Source organism: Paraburkholderia phymatum (genome assembly GCF_038900715.1).
GTDB classification, from domain to species: domain Bacteria; phylum Pseudomonadota; class Gammaproteobacteria; order Burkholderiales; family Burkholderiaceae; genus Paraburkholderia; species Paraburkholderia phymatum_A.
The window spans coordinates 288,613-303,756 of record NZ_JAYMRZ010000005.1 but is presented as its reverse complement, the minus strand read 5'-3'; the positions used below and the strand labels follow the sequence as shown (position 1 = coordinate 303,756).

Below are 15,144 nucleotides of genomic sequence, written 5' to 3'. Positions count from 1 at the left end.
GTTCTAGTGTGTGGCTGGCAATCCGGCAAGCCGCCGGGCCATCAGGGTTGGAGAAAGCACTTCGTCGGCGGCGCCGCGCTCGATGGCCGCGCGCGGCATCGGCGTGGAGGCGGCCGTATCGGGGTCCTGCACCCACGCGAGCCCGCCCATCGCGCGGATGATTTCGAGGCCGTGCGCGCCGTCGTCGTTGGCGCCCGAAAGCAGGATGCCGAGCAGCCGCTCGCGATAGACGTGCGCGGCGGATTCGAACAGCACGTCGATCGACGGCCGCGAAAAGCACACCGTCGAATCGAGCGACAGCGCGATGGTACCGTCGTCTTCCACCAGCATGTGATAGCCGGGCGGCGCGAGATGCACGCGTCCCGGCAACACCGGCTCGCCAGCATCGGGCTCGATGACGGGCAGCGCGCAGCGATAGCCGAACGCTTCGGGCAGATAGCTCGGCGCATCGGCGGGCACATGCGTGACGATCAGAATCGCGGCGCCGAACCCGGCAGGCAGCGCGGGCAACAGCACGTTCAACGCGTCGATGCCGCCCGCCGACGCGCCGATCACGACGGCGTCGAACGCGCGCGCATCCGTCGGCGCGGCTGCGCTGGGTGCGGAAGGCGGACGAGGTGTGTTCATACGGCGTCGATAGATCGGTGGAAACTGGACGGCGACGGTGTACACGCTAACGCTTCTGGTAAATGCGCTCGCGATCGCAGAATTCGTCGAAAGCATCGTACTGGTTCGAAAAACGCAAGCTCTCCTTGCTGCCCAGACCGAGAAAGCCGCGCCGCACCAGCGTGTCCCTGAAGAGGCCGAGCGCACGGTCCTGCAAGCCGCGATCGAAATAGATCAGCACATTGCGGCACGACACGAGATGGGCTTCGAGGAAAACTTCGTCGGTGGACAGGCTGTGATCCGCGAACACCACGCGTTCTTTCAGCGAGCCCGCAAAGCGCGCGCTGCCATACGCCGCATGATAGTAGTCGGCGAGCGAGCGCTTGCCGCCCGCGGCCAGATAGTTGCGCGTAAAGCCCGCGATCCGGTCGAGCGCGTAAATGCCCGCTTCGGCGCGCGCAAGCGCGTCGGGGTTGATGTCGGTCGCGTAGAAGAGCGTGCGCTCGGTGAGGCGCGCTTCGTCGAAGAGAATCTTGAGCGACCACAATTCCTCGCCCGTGCTGCAACCGGCCACCCACACCTTGATCGACGGATAGGTCTGCAACACGGGCAGCACGTGGTCGCGCAGCGCGAGAAAGTAGGGCGGGTCGCGGAACATGTCGCTGACCTGCACCGTCAGGTAGTGAAAGAGCCGCGTGAAGTCCGTCTCGCTGCGCATGATCTTGTCCTGCAACTGCGACAGCGTTCCGACGCTGAACTCGTCGAGTGCGAGCGCAAGACGCCGCCGCAGCGAAGACATCGAATAGTGGCGGAAGTCATGCTGATACTTCAGATAGATCGCTTCGAGCAGCAGCTTCAACTCGATGTCGAAGTCTTGCGCGCTTTGCAGCGAATCGTCGTATGGAAAACGGCTCATCGTGGCTCCGCTCGCTATCGTTGCCGCAGCCACACACGGCAAAGCGAGATCAGCTTGTCGACGTCGATCGGCTTCGAGATGTAGTCGTCGGCGCCCGCTTCGAGGCAACGCATGCGGTCCTCCGCCATCGCCTTGGCAGTCAGCGCGATGATGGGCAGATGCGCGAAGCGCGCGTCGCCGCGAATGTGGCCGATGGCCGTCAGGCCGTCCATCTCCGGCATCATGATGTCCATCAGAACGAGATCCACGTCGCGCCCGTTGGCGAGCACGTCGAGCGCCTCGCGGCCGTTGCGCGCGATGGCGAGCGTCGCGCCGAGCGGCTCGATCACATGCGAGAGCGCGAAGATGTTGCGCACGTCGTCTTCGGCGAGCAGGATCGTGCGGCCTTCGAACTGGTTGTCGCGCTGACGCACGGTGCGCAGCATGCGCTGCTGTTCCGGCGCAAGCGACGACTCGACGCTATGCAGGAACAGCGTCACTTCGTCGAGCAGCCGTTCCGGCGATTTCGCGCCCTTGATGATGATCGATTTCGAATAGCGGCGCAGCCGGTGCTCTTCGTCGCCCGACAGCATGCGGCCCGTGTAGACGATCACGGGCATCGTCTGATGGGTGACGTCGGCGGCGAGTTGTTCGAGCAGATCGTAGCCGGTGCCGTCGGGCAGCGCGAGATCGGTCACGACGCAATCGAAGTGCGTCGACGACAGATGATCGAGCGCGTCGGCCAGCGTCGCGGCGGCGACGATCTCCGTCGTCTCGCTTTGCAGCAGCGCGCGGATGCTTTCGCGCATCGCCGCGTCGTCCTCGATCACCAGCACGTGTTTCATCCGCTGCTGCAGACGGCTTTCGAGGCGGCGGATCGCGGCTTCGAGCGTCGTGCGCGCCGTGGGCTTCAGCGTGTAGCCGACGGCGCCCAGATGCAGCCCTTTTTCCGCGTGATCGGTCGCGGACACGATGTGAATCGGGATGTGCCGCGTGGCGGGATCGTTCTTCAGCCATTCGAGCACCGTCAGCCCCGAGCGGTCGGGCAAGCCGACGTCGAGCAGCACGGCCGTGGGCTGCATGTCGCGCACCAGCGCGAGACCCGTCGTCCCGTCGGCGGCGTGCACGAAATCGAAGTCGAGCTCGTGCGTGAGGTCGCGCAGGATTTCGGCGAACGCGATGTCGTCTTCGATCGCGAGTATCAGGCGGTTTTCGTGGCGGCGGTTCGCGCGGTCGTCGGCGATCGTCTGCGGGGCGGTGTTGTTCGGCGTATTGATCGATGCGCTGATCGGCGCCGGCTCCGCGCGCTGATGCGCGGGCCTCGCGACAGGCGAGGGCGCCGGCGCGGGATGCGTCGACCGCTCGGCGGCGGGCGGCGCGGGCCTTGCGGAATGCGTCAGCGGAACCGTCAACGCTTCGGCATCCGGCGACGCGGCAGGGTGCGCGTCGCCCGTCCGTTGCAACGGCAGCCACAACGTAAACACGCTGCCCTTGCCAGGCTCGCTCGCGACGCTCACGTGACCGCCCAGAAGCCGCGCGAACTCTCGCGAGATCGACAGGCCGAGACCGCTGCCGCCGTACTGGCGGCTCGTCGAGCCGTCCGCCTGCTGGAACGCTTCGAAGATCAGTTCGAGCTTGTCGGCGGCGATGCCGATGCCCGTGTCGCGCACGTCGAAACGCAGCGTGCCCGCGTCGCCTGCGGCGACCGTCAGCGCGACTTCGCCGTGCTCGGTGAACTTCAATGCGTTCGCGAGCAGGTTGCGCAGAATCTGCGTGACGCGCTGGCTGTCGGTGACGATCGTATCGGGTACGTCCGGCGAGGTTTCGACCGAAAACTTCAGCTGCTTCGCGGCCGCCATCGGCTCGAACATTTCGTGAAGCGATTGCAGCATCGACTCGATGCGCACGGTTTCGTCGTCGATCGTGATCTGCCCGGCTTCCACTTTCGACAGATCGAGAATGTCGTTGATCAGCACCAGCAGATCGCTGTTCGACGCATGGATCGTTTCCGCGTAGCGCACCTGTTCTTCCGTCAGGTTGCCCGAGCGGTTCTCCTGCAACAGGCGCGCGAGGATCAGCGAGCTGTTCAGCGGCGTGCGCAATTCATGCGACATGTTCGCGAGGAACTCGGACTTGTAGCGGCTCGACTGCTCGAGACGCGCGGCGTTCGCGGCGAGTTCGTCCTGTGCCCTCAGCAGATCGGCTTTCTGGCGCTCCAGACGCTTCGCGTAGTCTTCGAGCTGGACGTTGGTCTGCTCCAGTTCGGCCTGCTGCGCTTCGAGGCGCGCCTGCGATTCGACGAGCGCGCGGCCGCGCTCTTCGAGTCCCTCGTTCGATACGCGCAGTTCTTCCTGCTGCACCTGTAGCTCTTCGTTCAGTTGCTGCGTTTCGGCGAGCGCGTCTTGCAGGCGCTCGCGATACAGCGCGGCCTCGATGAAGTCGCCCATGCTGTTCGCGATCAGTTCCAGGAACTCGTGATCGCGCGCCGAGACGCTGCGCATGAAGCCGAGCTCGACCACGCCGTTCACGGCGCCGTCGTTTTCGATGGGCATCACGATCAGATTGCGCGGCGGACTCATGCCCGTGCCGGACACCACTTTCACGTAGTCGTCGGGCACGTCGTTCAACACGACCGTGCGGCGCGACACGGCTGCCTGGCCGATCAGGCTTTCGGCTTCGCGGAACGAGCGCGCCGCCTGTTCGCTCTCCTCGCTGAAGCCATAGGTCGCGATGCGCTTGAGGCTGGCCGTGGCCCGCTCGCGCACGTACAGCGCCGCGACGACGACGTCGAGATACTGCGCGAGAACCTCGAGCATCGCGCGGCCGACGAGCGCGGGGCTCGACTGGCCGACGATCTTCTCGGCGAGCAGGCGCTGCCCCGAGCGCAGCCAGATCTGCTGCTGCAACACTTCGTTATGTTCGGTCTGGCGCGCGAGCACGGCGTCGTAAGACTCGGACAGGGTCAACAGATCGCGCCGCCCGCGATAAGCGATCAGGCCGCTGATCGACAGGCTGACGAGGAGAAACACGCCGACCAGAATGGCCGTGACATTGCGCGCGTCGCTGGAGCGCTGCTGCCGCAACGCCTCTTCGACCGACAGGAACTCGCCGAACAGCCTGCGCGTCTCGTCGAATTCGACCTTGCCGCGCCCGGCTTTCACGTCGGCCGTGTAGTCCATGTTGCGCCGGCGCAGATCGATCATTTCCTCCGCGTATTGGTCCCAACGCTGCTGCACGGCGCGAATGCGCTTGAGGTGCTCGGCTTGCGAAGCTTCGTCGGATACCGATTGGATCAGCGAATCGATCTGCGCCCGGAAGCGCGGCTTGCCGAGCTGATAAGGCGCGAGAAAGGTCTCGTCGCCGGTGATCAGAAAGCCGCGCATCGCGGACTCGCGATCGACGGCGAGTCGCAGCATTTCATTCGCATCGCCAATCACGCGCTCCGAATGTTCGACCCAGCTGATCGTATTGACGAGGTAGGAAATCAGCGCGACGAACATCGCGATCGTGACGAGTCCGAGCACGAGCGGCAGTGCGATATTGCGGCGGATGACGCGACGAAAGGCGATTCGATCGACAGTCTCGACGGTGGTCAATTTTTCCCGGCGGCCGTCGGTATCGTGAGATGAGTTCGGCATTTTTGACTTGAAAAGCAGTGGCGTCTGTAGTTTTTAGCCAGAACGTGCGGCTGCACGGCTACGTGCATGATTCAGCACGCAATCCGTTGCGCGGTCAAGCGTCCGAAGTATCACACAGAGAAATTCGTGCCGGAGCTGAACGCGGCAATGAGAAGAGACATGGCGATGCGATTCGCGACGGCGTTGCGCCGCACGCGATCGCGGGGCCGCACGCAAAGAGTACCGCGTGCGGCGCGGTGATTCGAATGACGGTTACTGGCTCGCGCCTTGCCCGATGCCCGCCTTCTTCTGCGCGTTTTGCAAATCCTGCGGGTAGTTCGGATCATTGTGGGACGGCTTGTAGCCCGCGTCCTCGAGCTTCTTCAATTCGGCGTTGCGCTTCGCGCGCGCTTCCTTGCTCGCCTGCTTGCGCTGCGCCTTGGTCGGCTTCGCGGTGGACGCGGCAGCGCCCGCCGTGTCGGCGCCGCCCGAGGCGTCCGTGTTTTGCGCGAACGCAGGCGCAGCCGCGCCGACTCCCAGCGAGGCCGAGGCGAAAAGGACAATCAGTTTTCTCGCGATGTGCATTTCTTTCTCCTGTGCCATGGAAGAGGGTTGCTGTTCTCACGTCGGACGACACGCCGATCCTGCCGGTCCAATGTATCCGACACGCAGGGATCGCGCCTGGAAGGGGGCTGCGTCTGTTTCGAACGTCCCGAACGTCCCGAACGTCCCGGTAGAATCGGGCGGCCTTGTCGCGCTGTTTCTGCGGACACCACCGAAAACGAAAGGAGACCCGATGTCCATTGCTGCCACCGTCTATCGCGGCGCTATCGTCGAGAACACGCATGCTGCTCACATTGCCGTCGTCGATACGGAGGGACGGCTGCTGGCTTCGTGCGGCGACCCGTCGCGCGTGACGCTGGTGAGATCGGCGGCCAAGCCGGCTCAGGCGCTGGCCGTCGTCGAAACGGGCGCGCTCGAACGCTTCGGTTTCGACGAAGCCGACCTCGCGCTGATGTGCGGCTCGCATAACAGCGAAGAGCGGCACATCGAACGCGCGTGCAGCATGCTCGCGAAGGCGCGGGCCACCGAGGCCGATCTGCGTTGCGGCGGGCATCCGCCCATTTCGGACGACGTCTACCGCGAATGGATCAAACGCGACTTCGTGCCGGGCCCCGTGTGCAGCAACTGCTCGGGCAAGCACGCGGGCATGCTGGCGGGCGCGCGGGCGATCGGCGCGGCGCTCGCGGACTATCACCTCGCCGGACATCCGTTGCAGCAGCGCGTGAAGCACACGGTCGCGCAAGCGTGCGATCTGCCCGACGACGGCGTGCAATGGGCCATCGACGGCTGCAATCTGCCCACGCCCGCCTTCGCGCTCGACCGCCTGGCGCGTCTCTACATGAAGCTCGCGCGCGCGGCCGACGCGCAGGCGTCGGCGGGTTCGCTCGAAGACGAAGCGCTCGCCCGCATCTATCGTGCGATGACGTCGCATCCGGAGATGGTCGCGGGCGAGGGGCGGTTCTGCACGGCGCTGATGCGCGCTTACCAGGGCGCGCTGGTCGGCAAGTTCGGCGCCGACGCGAGCTATGCGATCGGCGTGCGCGCTTCGGCGCAGACGGCGAAGCTCGGCGCGAAGGGCGCGCTGGGCATCGCCGTGAAGGTGGAGGACGGCAACTCGACGATTCTCTATGCGATCGTCGCGCAACTGCTGACGCAGCTGGGTATCGGCGATGACGCGCAGCAGCGTGCGCTCGATCCGTTCCGGCTGCGAACCATGCGCAATACGGTCGGCCTCGAAACGGGCCGCGTCGAAGTGGCGTTGCCGCTCAGCACGGCCCGCTAGAAGGCTCGATGGCTAACAGCCGGCTAAGACCCGTCAGAGCCTGCCTGGCTCGAAGGCGAGTCGTCATCGTCGGGGGCGTCGAACATCGCCTGGCAATTCGGCGACAGCTTGTCGTAGTGGGCCTTCATGCACGCTTCGATCTTCTGCCTGTTCGGGATGTGGATCGCGCAGAACTTGATCGCGTCGTGCTTGCACGCCTTGGTCTGCTCATCGCGCGTGGCGGCCGTGCCGACGTTCGCCGCCGCCACGCATGCAACAAGGAAGGCTAGTGATGTCAGCTTCATTGCCGTGGTCCGTGTCGAGGTGAATGCGCGTGTTGCTTCTGTGGTCACGCCTCTTCTCGTTCGGTTCGAGGGTGGCGCTGGCGCTGCTCGCGTTCGATTCGAGTAAAGCAGCCGTCCCGACGACGATCAAGCAAAAAATGAACCCCACCCTCATTGGCCGCGCGCGCGACGATATGAGCCTATCGACATGACGCGCGCCTCGCATACATCGCCGAAGCAGCGAGCGGCGCTTGTCCCCCATGCTATGCTTGCATGGCCCATATGGAGCGATCGCGCGAGCCTGATCGATGGCGCGCCGCAACGGATCGGTCCGGTCATCCGCACACGCACGGTTAAAACAAATAGATCATGGACTACCGGCATCTTCAGAAACGCAAAAGCCTGCATGCGCGGATCGTGCAGGAGCTCGGCATTGAGATCGTCAGCGGCCGGCTGCTGCCGGGCGAACGGTTGCCCGCCGAGGCGACGCTCTGCGAAAAATACGGCGTGAGCCGCCCCGTGCTGCGCGAAGCGACGCGCGTGCTCGTGGCCAAGGGCCTCGTGATTTCTAAGCCGCGCGTGGGCAGCGTCGTGCGGCCGCGCGAAGAGTGGCACATGCTCGACCCCGACGTGCTCTACTGGACGCTCAACAGCATTCCCGAAGGCGAGTTCTTTCTGTCGCTGATGACGGTGCGCCGCATCATCGAACCGGCGGCGGCCGCGCTCGCCGCAACGGCGGCAACCGACGAAGACCTCGCGCGCATCGGCTCCGCGTTTGAGCGCATGGAACGCGCGCAAACGGCCGGCGATCTGCTCGAGCCGGACCTCGAATTTCATCGCTCGATCATGGCTGCGACGCACAACGACATGCTCGGGTATATCGGCAACATGATGTCGCTGGCGCTGTCGGAATCGATCAAGCTGACGAGCCGCCATCCCGACACGTACGCGCTGTCGCTGCCGCGCCATAAAGCGATTCTCACGGCGATCCAGAACCGCGATCCGCTCGCCGCGCGTCAGGCAAGTCTCGTGCAGCTCGAAAACGCGCGCGCCGACGCCGATACGATTCTCGGCATCGACACGCAGACACCGGCGCGCACCGCCTGACGTGAGTCGCACAGCAGCGCCATATCGTTCGTTCCGGCGCGCTTAGTGCGAATGCGGCGGCACTTCGGCGCCGCGGCAGCCCACCAGAAAGTCGAAATCGCAGCCCTGATCGGCTTGCAGCACGTGCTCGACATAGAGCTTGCGATAGCCGCTCGCATCGGCGGGATTGCTTTGCTGCGCTGCCTTCCAGCTCGATAGACGCCCGGCCATTTCCTTCTCGTCGATATCGACATGCAGGCGGCCCGCGTCGCAGTCCAGTTCGATCCAGTCGCCATCGCGCACGACGGCAAGCGGCCCGCCCGCGCGCGCTTCCGGCGCGACGTGCAGCACCACGGTGCCGTATGCGGTGCCGCTCATGCGCGCATCCGATACGCGCACCATGTCCGTCACGCCTTGCGCGAGCAGCTTCGGCGGCAGTCCCATGTTGCCGACCTCGGCCATCCCCGGATAACCCTTCGGACCGCAGTTCTTCATCACCAGCACCGAGTCGGGCGTCACGTCGAGTTGGGGATCGGCGATGCGCTTCTTGTAGTCGTCGAAGTTCTCGAACACGACGGCGCGGCCGCGATGCCTGAGCAGCGCAGGCGTCGCCGCCGAGAGCTTGAGCACCGCGCCATCCGGCGCGAGATTGCCGCGCAGCACGCACAGGCCGCCGTCTTCGCGCAATGGCTTGTGCAAAGGCCGGATCACTTCGTCGTTGTGGATCGGCGCGTCGACGCAGTTTTCCCATAGCGTCTTGCCGTTGGCCGTGAGCGCGTCGGGATGCGGCAGCAGGCCCGCTTCGCCCAGACGCCGCAGCACGGCGGGCAGGCCGCCCGCGTAATAGAACTCCTCCATCAGAAAGCGGCCCGACGGCTGCAGATCGACGAGCGTCGGCGTGCCGCGTCCGATGCGCGTCCAGTCGTCGAGTTCGAGTTGCACGCCGATACGCCCCGCAATCGCTTTCAGATGAATCGCGGCGTTCGTCGAGCCGCCGATCGCCGCGTTCGCGCGGATCGCGTTTTCGAAGGCTTCGCGCGTCAGCAGTTTCGAAAGCCGCAGGTCCTGCAACGCCATCTCGACGATGCGCATGCCCGACAGATGCGCGAGCACGTAGCGGCGCGAGTCGACGGCGGGAATGGCCGCGTTGTGCGGCAGCGCGGCGCCGAGCGCCTCGGCCATGCAGGCCATTGTCGACGCCGTGCCCATCGTGTTGCAGGTGCCCGCCGATCGCGACATGCCCGCTTCCGCCGACATGAATTCGTGGATCGAGATCTTGCCCGCCTTCACCTGTTCGCTCAACTGCCACACGACCGTGCCCGAGCCGATGTCGCGTCCCTCGTGCTTGCCGTTGAGCATCGGACCGCCGCTCACGACGATCGCGGGCACGTCGCAACTCGCGGCGCCCATCAGCAGCGCGGGCGTGGTCTTGTCGCAACCGACGAGCAGCACGACGGCATCGATGGGATTGCCGCGTATCGCTTCCTCGACGTCCATGCTCGCGAGATTGCGCGTGAACATCGCGGTCGGCCGCAGATTCGACTCGCCATTGGAGAACACGGGGAATTCGACGGGAAAGCCGCCCGCTTCATAGACGCCGCGCTTCACGTGCTCGGCGAGCTTGCGGAAATGCGCGTTGCACGGCGTCAGTTCGGACCACGTATTGCAGATGCCGATGATCGGCTTGCCGGCGAATTCGTGATCGGGGATGCCCTGGTTCTTCATCCAGCTTCGGTACATGAAGCCGTTCTTGTCGGCGGTGCCGAACCAGGCAGCGGAGCGCAGTTTGCGACGTTGGTCGGTCATGATATCTCGTCCAATCGTTCTGATTTACAGTAAGACTATATGCGTTGTTTGGACAGTGTCTAACCAGGCATATACGCGGACTTTTGAAAACGACCAGCCACGACCGGATGCTGCGGTGCATATCGTTGGCTGATTCGCTAGCGGCACGCGCGCTGCGGCTTCGTGCGTGAAACAGGTGCGCTTGCGTTACGCTGAGCCCACCGACAACCGCTACTTCCTCGAAGCTCCATCGCTCACACCATGAACACCCAACTTTCAATCGGCATCGTCGGCGTCGGCAAGATCGCGCGCGACCAGCATCTGCCCGCGATTGCCGCGCTCGACGGCTTCAGGCTGGTCGCGTGCGCGAGCCGCAATGCTCAGGTCGACGGCGTGCGCAACTACAAGACAATCGACGAAATGCTCGCCAACGAGCCGCAACTCGACGCCGTGTCCCTATGCGCGACGCCGCAGGTGCGCTTCGATCAGGCGCGCGCCGCGCTGGCCGCGGGCAAGCACGTGATGCTCGAAAAGCCGCCGGGCGCGAGCGTGCATGAAGTGGAGGTGTTGCGTTCGATGGCGCGCGCCGCGGGCCGCACGCTGTTCGCGACATGGCACTCGCGCTATGCGCCCGCAGTGGAGGCGGCGCGTGAATGGCTCGCGGCGCGCACGCTGCAATCGGTGCAGGTGCGCTGGAAGGAAGACGTGCGCCGCTGGCATCTGGGCCAGGCGTGGATCTGGACGCCGGGCGGACTCGGCGTGTTCGATCCGGGCATCAACGCGCTGTCGATCATCACGCACATGCTGCCGCGCGAAGTCATATTGCGTGCGGCGACGCTGTCAGTGCCCGCGAACGTGCAGACGCCGATTGCCGCCGAACTCGATTGCATCGACGAGACAGGCGTGCCCGTGCGCGCGGAGTTCGACTGGCGTCATGGCCCCGTCGAGCAATGGGAAATCGAAGTAACGACGACGGACGGCATGCTGCTCCTGAGCGAAGGCGGCAAGAAGCTCGCGATCGCGGGCAAGCCGGTGGAGGTCGGCGCCGAGCGCGAATATCCGTCGCTGTATGAGCGGTTCCATTGGCTCATCACGCATGGCGAACACGACGTCGACGTGCGTCCGCTGCGGCTCGTGGCCGATGCATTCCTGCTTGGCCGTCGTCAGGAGGTCGAGGCGTTTTACGACTAGCGCCGGTGACAGTCGCGTTGGCGCTGGCCTGATATCAACGCTGATATCAGCGCTGATTCCAGCACTGACCTCAGCGCAACATGAACGACATCGCCGACAGACAGTTCAGCGTGCGCACCGCGTGCTCGACGGATGGCGTCGAAAAGCTCAGTGTGACGCCGTCCACGCGTTCCAGCGACGGCATCTGACCGAACAGGTCCGCGAGCGCAGTGGTTTGCACGCGCAGTTCGATATCGACGGCCTGGGGCGTTGCGCGTTGCAAGGCGTCGCGTGCTGCATGGCTCGCAATGGCATCCGTTGCCGCCTGCCTGATCGCGATGCACGCACGCTCCGGCGTCAGCGTCGAGCCGCTTGCATAACCCGTCGCGTGCTTCGTGACCACAAACGTCGCGTCGGGAAACGACGGCTTCGTTTCTTCGGCGAACACATCGTCGCCGGAAAGCAGCGCAACACGCGCGCCGTATTCGCTTGCGAGCGCGCCGTAAAGTCCCGCCTCGCCCACGTCGCGACCGTTCATCTTCACGTGCGTGAATGCAAAGCTGTTGATCGTATGCGCGAGCACGCCGCGGCTTTGCGACATCGCGTGATAGCCGATCATGAACACGAGCTGCGGGCCGTATTCGAGGCCCGCCATCATGCCGAGCATGCGCGGCTTGCCGAGTATCGCGTTCGCGCGCGCATCGAGCATGTCGGGCAGCAGATTGCGAAAGCCGCCGTGCGAATCGTTGACCCACACGTGCGTTGCGCCGCCCGCGAACGCGCCTTCGATCGCCGCGTTGGCTTCGAGCGTCATCCAGCGGCGGGCGCGTTCGTATTCGCTGTTGCCCGCGCGCGTCTGCTCGGGGTTGACGACGCCCGCGACGCCTTCTATATCGACGGAAATCAGGACTTTCATGGGCTAGATTGCTTGACGCGTTGTTCGAGATCGGGCACGGCATCATGCAGCGACAGACGCGTGTGACCGTCGCGACCCGTGACCGACGTAGCGGACCATAGCGCATCGACGATCGCCTGCTCGACGCTATCGGCGCATGCATGGAACAGCGGATCGAGGCGCGCATCGTTGAGCAACGGCGGCGTCGCGACGAAATCGCCTTCATGCGCAACGGTCCACGCCGTCGAGAACGCGAGCGCGATGTCGCCGCTGCCGTGCCCGTAGACCGAGCCCGTGCGCGCGAGACCGGCGGCGGCGCGCATCGAAAGACGCTTGAGCTGGCGCGCGTCGAGTGGCGCATCGGTGGCGACGATCATGATGATCGAGCCTTGCTCGGGCTTCGTTGCGGTTGCTTGCGCTGCCTGCTTGCGCAGCGCGAGCGCGAGTTCGCGGCCAACAGGCACGCCGTCGATGGTCAGCATCGGCAGACGGCCGAAGTTCGCGAGCACCAATGCGCCGACCGTGAAATCGCGGCCCGCCGCGCTAACCACGCGCGACGAAGAACCGATCCCGCCTTTGAGATCGAAGCACGACATGCCGCGCCCTGCGCCGACCGAGCCGCGTTCGAACGAAGCGGCCGTTGCATCGAGCGCCTGCGCGTAGTGCGTCGGCTCAATCGCGAGCGCCTGAATGTCGTTGAGATAGCCATCGTTGCATTCGAACACGAGCGGATTGACGGTCGGCCACTCGCGCCCGATCTGCGGATTGCCCGCGATGGCGGCGCGAATCTGCGCCTGCGCGACGGCGGCGACACCGAACGTATTGGTCAGCGCGATCGGCGTTTCGAGCACGCCGAGTTCTTCGACCTGCACGAGGCCGATGCTCTTGCCGAAGCCGTTGATCACGCTTGCGGCAGCGGGCACCTTCTGACGATACGGATCGTCGCGATGCGCACGGATCACGGTCACGCCCGTCTGTATAGGACCTTGATCGAGCGTGCAATGACCGACGGTCACACCGGACACATCGGCAATCGTGCAGAGCGTGCCCGAAGGCAACACGCCGACATGCGGCATGTGCGGCGTCTGTGGCGCGCTCACGGCCGGTCCAGCTTCGGATCGAGCGCGTCGCGCAAACCGTCGCCGAGCAGGTTGAACGCGAGCACCGTCAGGAAGATCGCAAGGCTCGGGAAGAGCGCGATATGCGGCGCAGTGACCATGTCGGCGCGCGCTTCGTTGAGCATCGCGCCCCACTCGGGCGTCGGCGGCTGCGCGCCGAGTCCGAGAAACGACAGGCTCGCGGCCGTGATGATCGACGTGCCGATGCGCATCGTCAGATACACGATCACGGACGAGATCGTGCCCGGCAGAATGTGCCGCATGATGATGGTCCAGTCCGACGCGCCGATGCTGCGCGCCGCTTCGACATACGTCAGGTGCTTGAGCATCAGCGTATTGCCGCGCACGAGCCGCGCGAACGCGGGAATGCTGAACACGGCGACAGCCGCGATCACGTTGATCATGCCGTTGCCGAGAATCGCGACGATGCCGATTGCGAGCAGGATGCCAGGGAACGCGAACAGCACATCGGCGACGCGCATCGTGATGCGGTCCCACCAGCCTTCGTAATAGCCCGCGAGCAGCCCGAAGAGCGTGCCGACGATCGCGCCGATCGCCACCGAAACAAACCCCGCCGCGAGCGAGATGCGCGTGCCCGCGACGATGCGGCTGAAGATATCGCGGCCCAGCGAGTCGACGCCGAACCAGTGCGCAGCGGATGGCCCCGCGTTCAGCGCGTCATAGTCGAAATAGTTTTCGGGGTCGTAGGGCACGATGTGCGGCCCCGCGATCGAAACGGCGACGAGCAGCAGCACGAACATGCCCGCCGCGAGGGCGACATGCTGCTTGCGGAACTTGCGCCAGAACTCGCTCCACGGCGTGCGGATCGCGCGCTCGCCTTGAGGAGACGCGACGGCGCGGGTGTTGTCGGCGGTCGTGCTCATGCGTGCCTCACTTGAAACGGATGGTCGGATTGATGACGGCATAGAGCACGTCCACGACCAGATTGATGACGATGAATTCCAGCGAGAACAGCAGCACTTCGGCCTGAATCACGGGATAGTCGCGCATCGCGACGGCGTCCACCAGCAGGCGTCCCATGCCCGGCCAGTTGAACACCACTTCAACGACGATCGAGCCGCCGAGCAGAAAGCCGAACTGCAAGCCCATCATCGTGACGACGGGAATCATCGCGTTGCGCAGGCAGTGCTTGACGACGACCCATTGCTCCGCGACGCCTTTCGCGCGCGCGGTGCGCACGTAGTCTTCGTTCAGCACCTCGACGAACGACGCGCGCGTGAAGCGCGCCATCACGGCGGCGACGGCCGCGCCGAGCGTGATCGACGGCAGCACGTAGCTGCGCCACGAACCGTCGCCGACGATGGGCAGCCAGCCGAGCTGCACCGAGAACACTTCCATCAGCAGCATGCCGAATGCGAACGCGGGGAACGAAATGCCCGACACGGCGAGCGTCATGCCGAGCCGGTCGGGCCACTTGTTGCGCCACACGGCCGACACGATGCCGATCGCCATGCCGAAGATCACGGCCCACACCATGCTGACGAGCGTGAGCATCAGCGTCGGCATGAAGCGCTCGCCGATCTCCGCGGCAACGGGACGCTTGCTGCGCGTCGACGTGCCGAAGTCGCCATGCGCGATGCGCACGAAGAAGTTCACGAACTGCTGCGGCATCGGCTTGTCGAGACCGAGGTCGGCGCGCACGAGCGCGACGGTTGCATCGTCGGCTTCGGGGCCGGCCGCGAGCCGCGCGGGATCGCCGGGCAGCAGGTGCACGAACAGGAACACGAGGCCGGCGACGATCACGAGCGTCGGCAGCAGGCCCAGCAGGCGTTTGACGAGAAAATTCAGCATGAGAGCGATCCGCTATCGAAGAGCATGCGCGGCGTGAAGCGAAAGCACGGG

Annotated in this window: 14 protein-coding genes; 4 read left to right on the top strand and 10 right to left on the bottom strand. The window is 65.0% G+C overall.

Annotated elements, in window-relative coordinates:
• Positions 1–3: 3 nt before the first annotated feature.
• From VSR68_RS12400 to VSR68_RS12385, 4 genes are all read right to left on the bottom strand, one after another.
• Positions 4–627, bottom strand: coding sequence for a chemotaxis protein CheB (locus VSR68_RS12400; protein ID WP_342940122.1), 624 nt, complete (start codon positions 625–627; stop codon positions 4–6).
• A 46-nt stretch (positions 628–673) separates the two neighbouring features.
• Positions 674–1,522 carry a CheR family methyltransferase gene (locus VSR68_RS12395; protein ID WP_342940121.1) on the bottom strand — a complete coding sequence of 283 codons (849 nt, stop codon included), beginning with the start codon at positions 1,520–1,522 and terminating at the stop codon, positions 674–676.
• A 14-nt stretch (positions 1,523–1,536) separates the two neighbouring features.
• Positions 1,537–5,139, bottom strand: a complete 3,603-nt coding sequence (locus tag VSR68_RS12390; RefSeq protein ID WP_342940120.1) for a response regulator — start codon at positions 5,137–5,139, stop codon at positions 1,537–1,539.
• A gap of 252 nt (positions 5,140–5,391) precedes the next feature.
• Positions 5,392–5,703 (bottom strand): DUF4148 domain-containing protein, encoded by a 312-nt coding sequence (locus VSR68_RS12385; RefSeq protein ID WP_342940119.1) that lies wholly within the window; start codon positions 5,701–5,703, stop codon positions 5,392–5,394.
• A 211-nt stretch (positions 5,704–5,914) separates the two neighbouring features.
• Between VSR68_RS12385 and VSR68_RS12380 the strand changes: the two genes are divergently transcribed.
• Positions 5,915–6,964, top strand: a complete 1,050-nt coding sequence (locus tag VSR68_RS12380; protein WP_342940118.1) for an asparaginase — start codon at positions 5,915–5,917, stop codon at positions 6,962–6,964.
• Positions 6,965–6,987: 23 nt separating this feature from the next.
• On the opposite strand, the gene VSR68_RS12375 is transcribed toward VSR68_RS12380, so the two are convergent.
• Positions 6,988–7,248, bottom strand: a complete 261-nt coding sequence (locus VSR68_RS12375; RefSeq protein ID WP_342940117.1) for a hypothetical protein — start codon at positions 7,246–7,248, stop codon at positions 6,988–6,990.
• Positions 7,249–7,277: 29 nt separating this feature from the next.
• Here VSR68_RS12375 and VSR68_RS12370 point away from each other — a divergent pair, with 29 nt between their 5' ends.
• Together VSR68_RS12370 and VSR68_RS12365 are read left to right on the top strand one after the other, a co-directional pair.
• Positions 7,278–7,439, top strand: a complete 162-nt coding sequence (locus VSR68_RS12370) for a hypothetical protein (protein ID WP_342940116.1) — start codon at positions 7,278–7,280, stop codon at positions 7,437–7,439.
• A gap of 157 nt (positions 7,440–7,596) precedes the next feature.
• Positions 7,597–8,334, top strand: a complete 738-nt coding sequence (locus VSR68_RS12365; protein ID WP_342940115.1) for a FadR/GntR family transcriptional regulator — start codon at positions 7,597–7,599, stop codon at positions 8,332–8,334.
• A 42-nt stretch (positions 8,335–8,376) separates the two neighbouring features.
• Here the strand turns inward: VSR68_RS12365 and VSR68_RS12360 are convergent, their stop codons facing one another.
• Entirely contained in the window at positions 8,377–10,119 is a 1,743-nt protein-coding gene (locus VSR68_RS12360) for an IlvD/Edd family dehydratase (protein ID WP_342940114.1), read from the bottom strand.
• A 240-nt stretch (positions 10,120–10,359) separates the two neighbouring features.
• Between VSR68_RS12360 and VSR68_RS12355 the strand changes: the two genes are divergently transcribed.
• Complete coding sequence (locus tag VSR68_RS12355; protein ID WP_342940113.1) at positions 10,360–11,289, top strand: Gfo/Idh/MocA family oxidoreductase; 930 nt, start codon at positions 10,360–10,362, stop codon at positions 11,287–11,289.
• Positions 11,290–11,359: 70 nt separating this feature from the next.
• On the opposite strand, the gene VSR68_RS12350 is transcribed toward VSR68_RS12355, so the two are convergent.
• Genes VSR68_RS12350 through gsiC form a run of 4 tightly spaced genes read right to left on the bottom strand, consistent with a single transcriptional unit; the run spans position 11,360 to position 15,093 of the window.
• Complete coding sequence (locus tag VSR68_RS12350; protein WP_342940112.1) at positions 11,360–12,184, bottom strand: M55 family metallopeptidase; 825 nt, start codon at positions 12,182–12,184, stop codon at positions 11,360–11,362.
• Positions 12,181–13,239 (bottom strand): P1 family peptidase, encoded by a 1,059-nt coding sequence (locus VSR68_RS12345; protein ID WP_342940255.1) that lies wholly within the window; start codon positions 13,237–13,239, stop codon positions 12,181–12,183. Before VSR68_RS12345 ends, VSR68_RS12350 begins: the two co-directional genes overlap by 4 nt.
• A 20-nt stretch (positions 13,240–13,259) precedes the next feature.
• Positions 13,260–14,165, bottom strand: a complete 906-nt coding sequence (gene gsiD, locus VSR68_RS12340) for a glutathione ABC transporter permease GsiD (RefSeq protein WP_342940111.1) — start codon at positions 14,163–14,165, stop codon at positions 13,260–13,262.
• 7 nt (positions 14,166–14,172) lie between these two features.
• Entirely contained in the window at positions 14,173–15,093 is a 921-nt protein-coding gene (gsiC, locus tag VSR68_RS12335) for a glutathione ABC transporter permease GsiC (RefSeq protein ID WP_342940110.1), read from the bottom strand.
• Positions 15,094–15,144 lie beyond the last annotated feature (51 nt).

Bases quoted from the DNA above. Each gene is read 5' to 3' on its own strand.
- VSR68_RS12400 (WP_342940122.1), bottom strand. From the start codon at position 627: ATGAACACACCTCGTCCGCCTTCCGCACCCAGCGCAGCCGCGCCGACG.
- VSR68_RS12395 (WP_342940121.1), bottom strand. From the start codon at position 1,522: ATGAGCCGTTTTCCATACGACGATTCGCTGCAAAGCGCGCAAGACTTC.
- VSR68_RS12390 (WP_342940120.1), bottom strand. From the start codon at position 5,139: ATGCCGAACTCATCTCACGATACCGACGGCCGCCGGGAAAAATTGACC.
- VSR68_RS12385 (WP_342940119.1), bottom strand. From the start codon at position 5,703: ATGCACATCGCGAGAAAACTGATTGTCCTTTTCGCCTCGGCCTCGCTG.
- VSR68_RS12380 (WP_342940118.1), top strand. From the start codon at position 5,915: ATGTCCATTGCTGCCACCGTCTATCGCGGCGCTATCGTCGAGAACACG.
- VSR68_RS12375 (WP_342940117.1), bottom strand. From the start codon at position 7,248: ATGAAGCTGACATCACTAGCCTTCCTTGTTGCATGCGTGGCGGCGGCG.
- VSR68_RS12365 (WP_342940115.1), top strand. From the start codon at position 7,597: ATGGACTACCGGCATCTTCAGAAACGCAAAAGCCTGCATGCGCGGATC.
- VSR68_RS12360 (WP_342940114.1), bottom strand. From the start codon at position 10,119: ATGACCGACCAACGTCGCAAACTGCGCTCCGCTGCCTGGTTCGGCACC.
- VSR68_RS12355 (WP_342940113.1), top strand. From the start codon at position 10,360: ATGAACACCCAACTTTCAATCGGCATCGTCGGCGTCGGCAAGATCGCG.
- VSR68_RS12350 (WP_342940112.1), bottom strand. From the start codon at position 12,184: ATGAAAGTCCTGATTTCCGTCGATATAGAAGGCGTCGCGGGCGTCGTC.
- VSR68_RS12345 (WP_342940255.1), bottom strand. From the start codon at position 13,239: ATGCCGCATGTCGGCGTGTTGCCTTCGGGCACGCTCTGCACGATTGCC.
- gsiD (WP_342940111.1), bottom strand. From the start codon at position 14,165: ATGAGCACGACCGCCGACAACACCCGCGCCGTCGCGTCTCCTCAAGGC.
- gsiC (WP_342940110.1), bottom strand. From the start codon at position 15,093: ATGCTGAATTTTCTCGTCAAACGCCTGCTGGGCCTGCTGCCGACGCTC.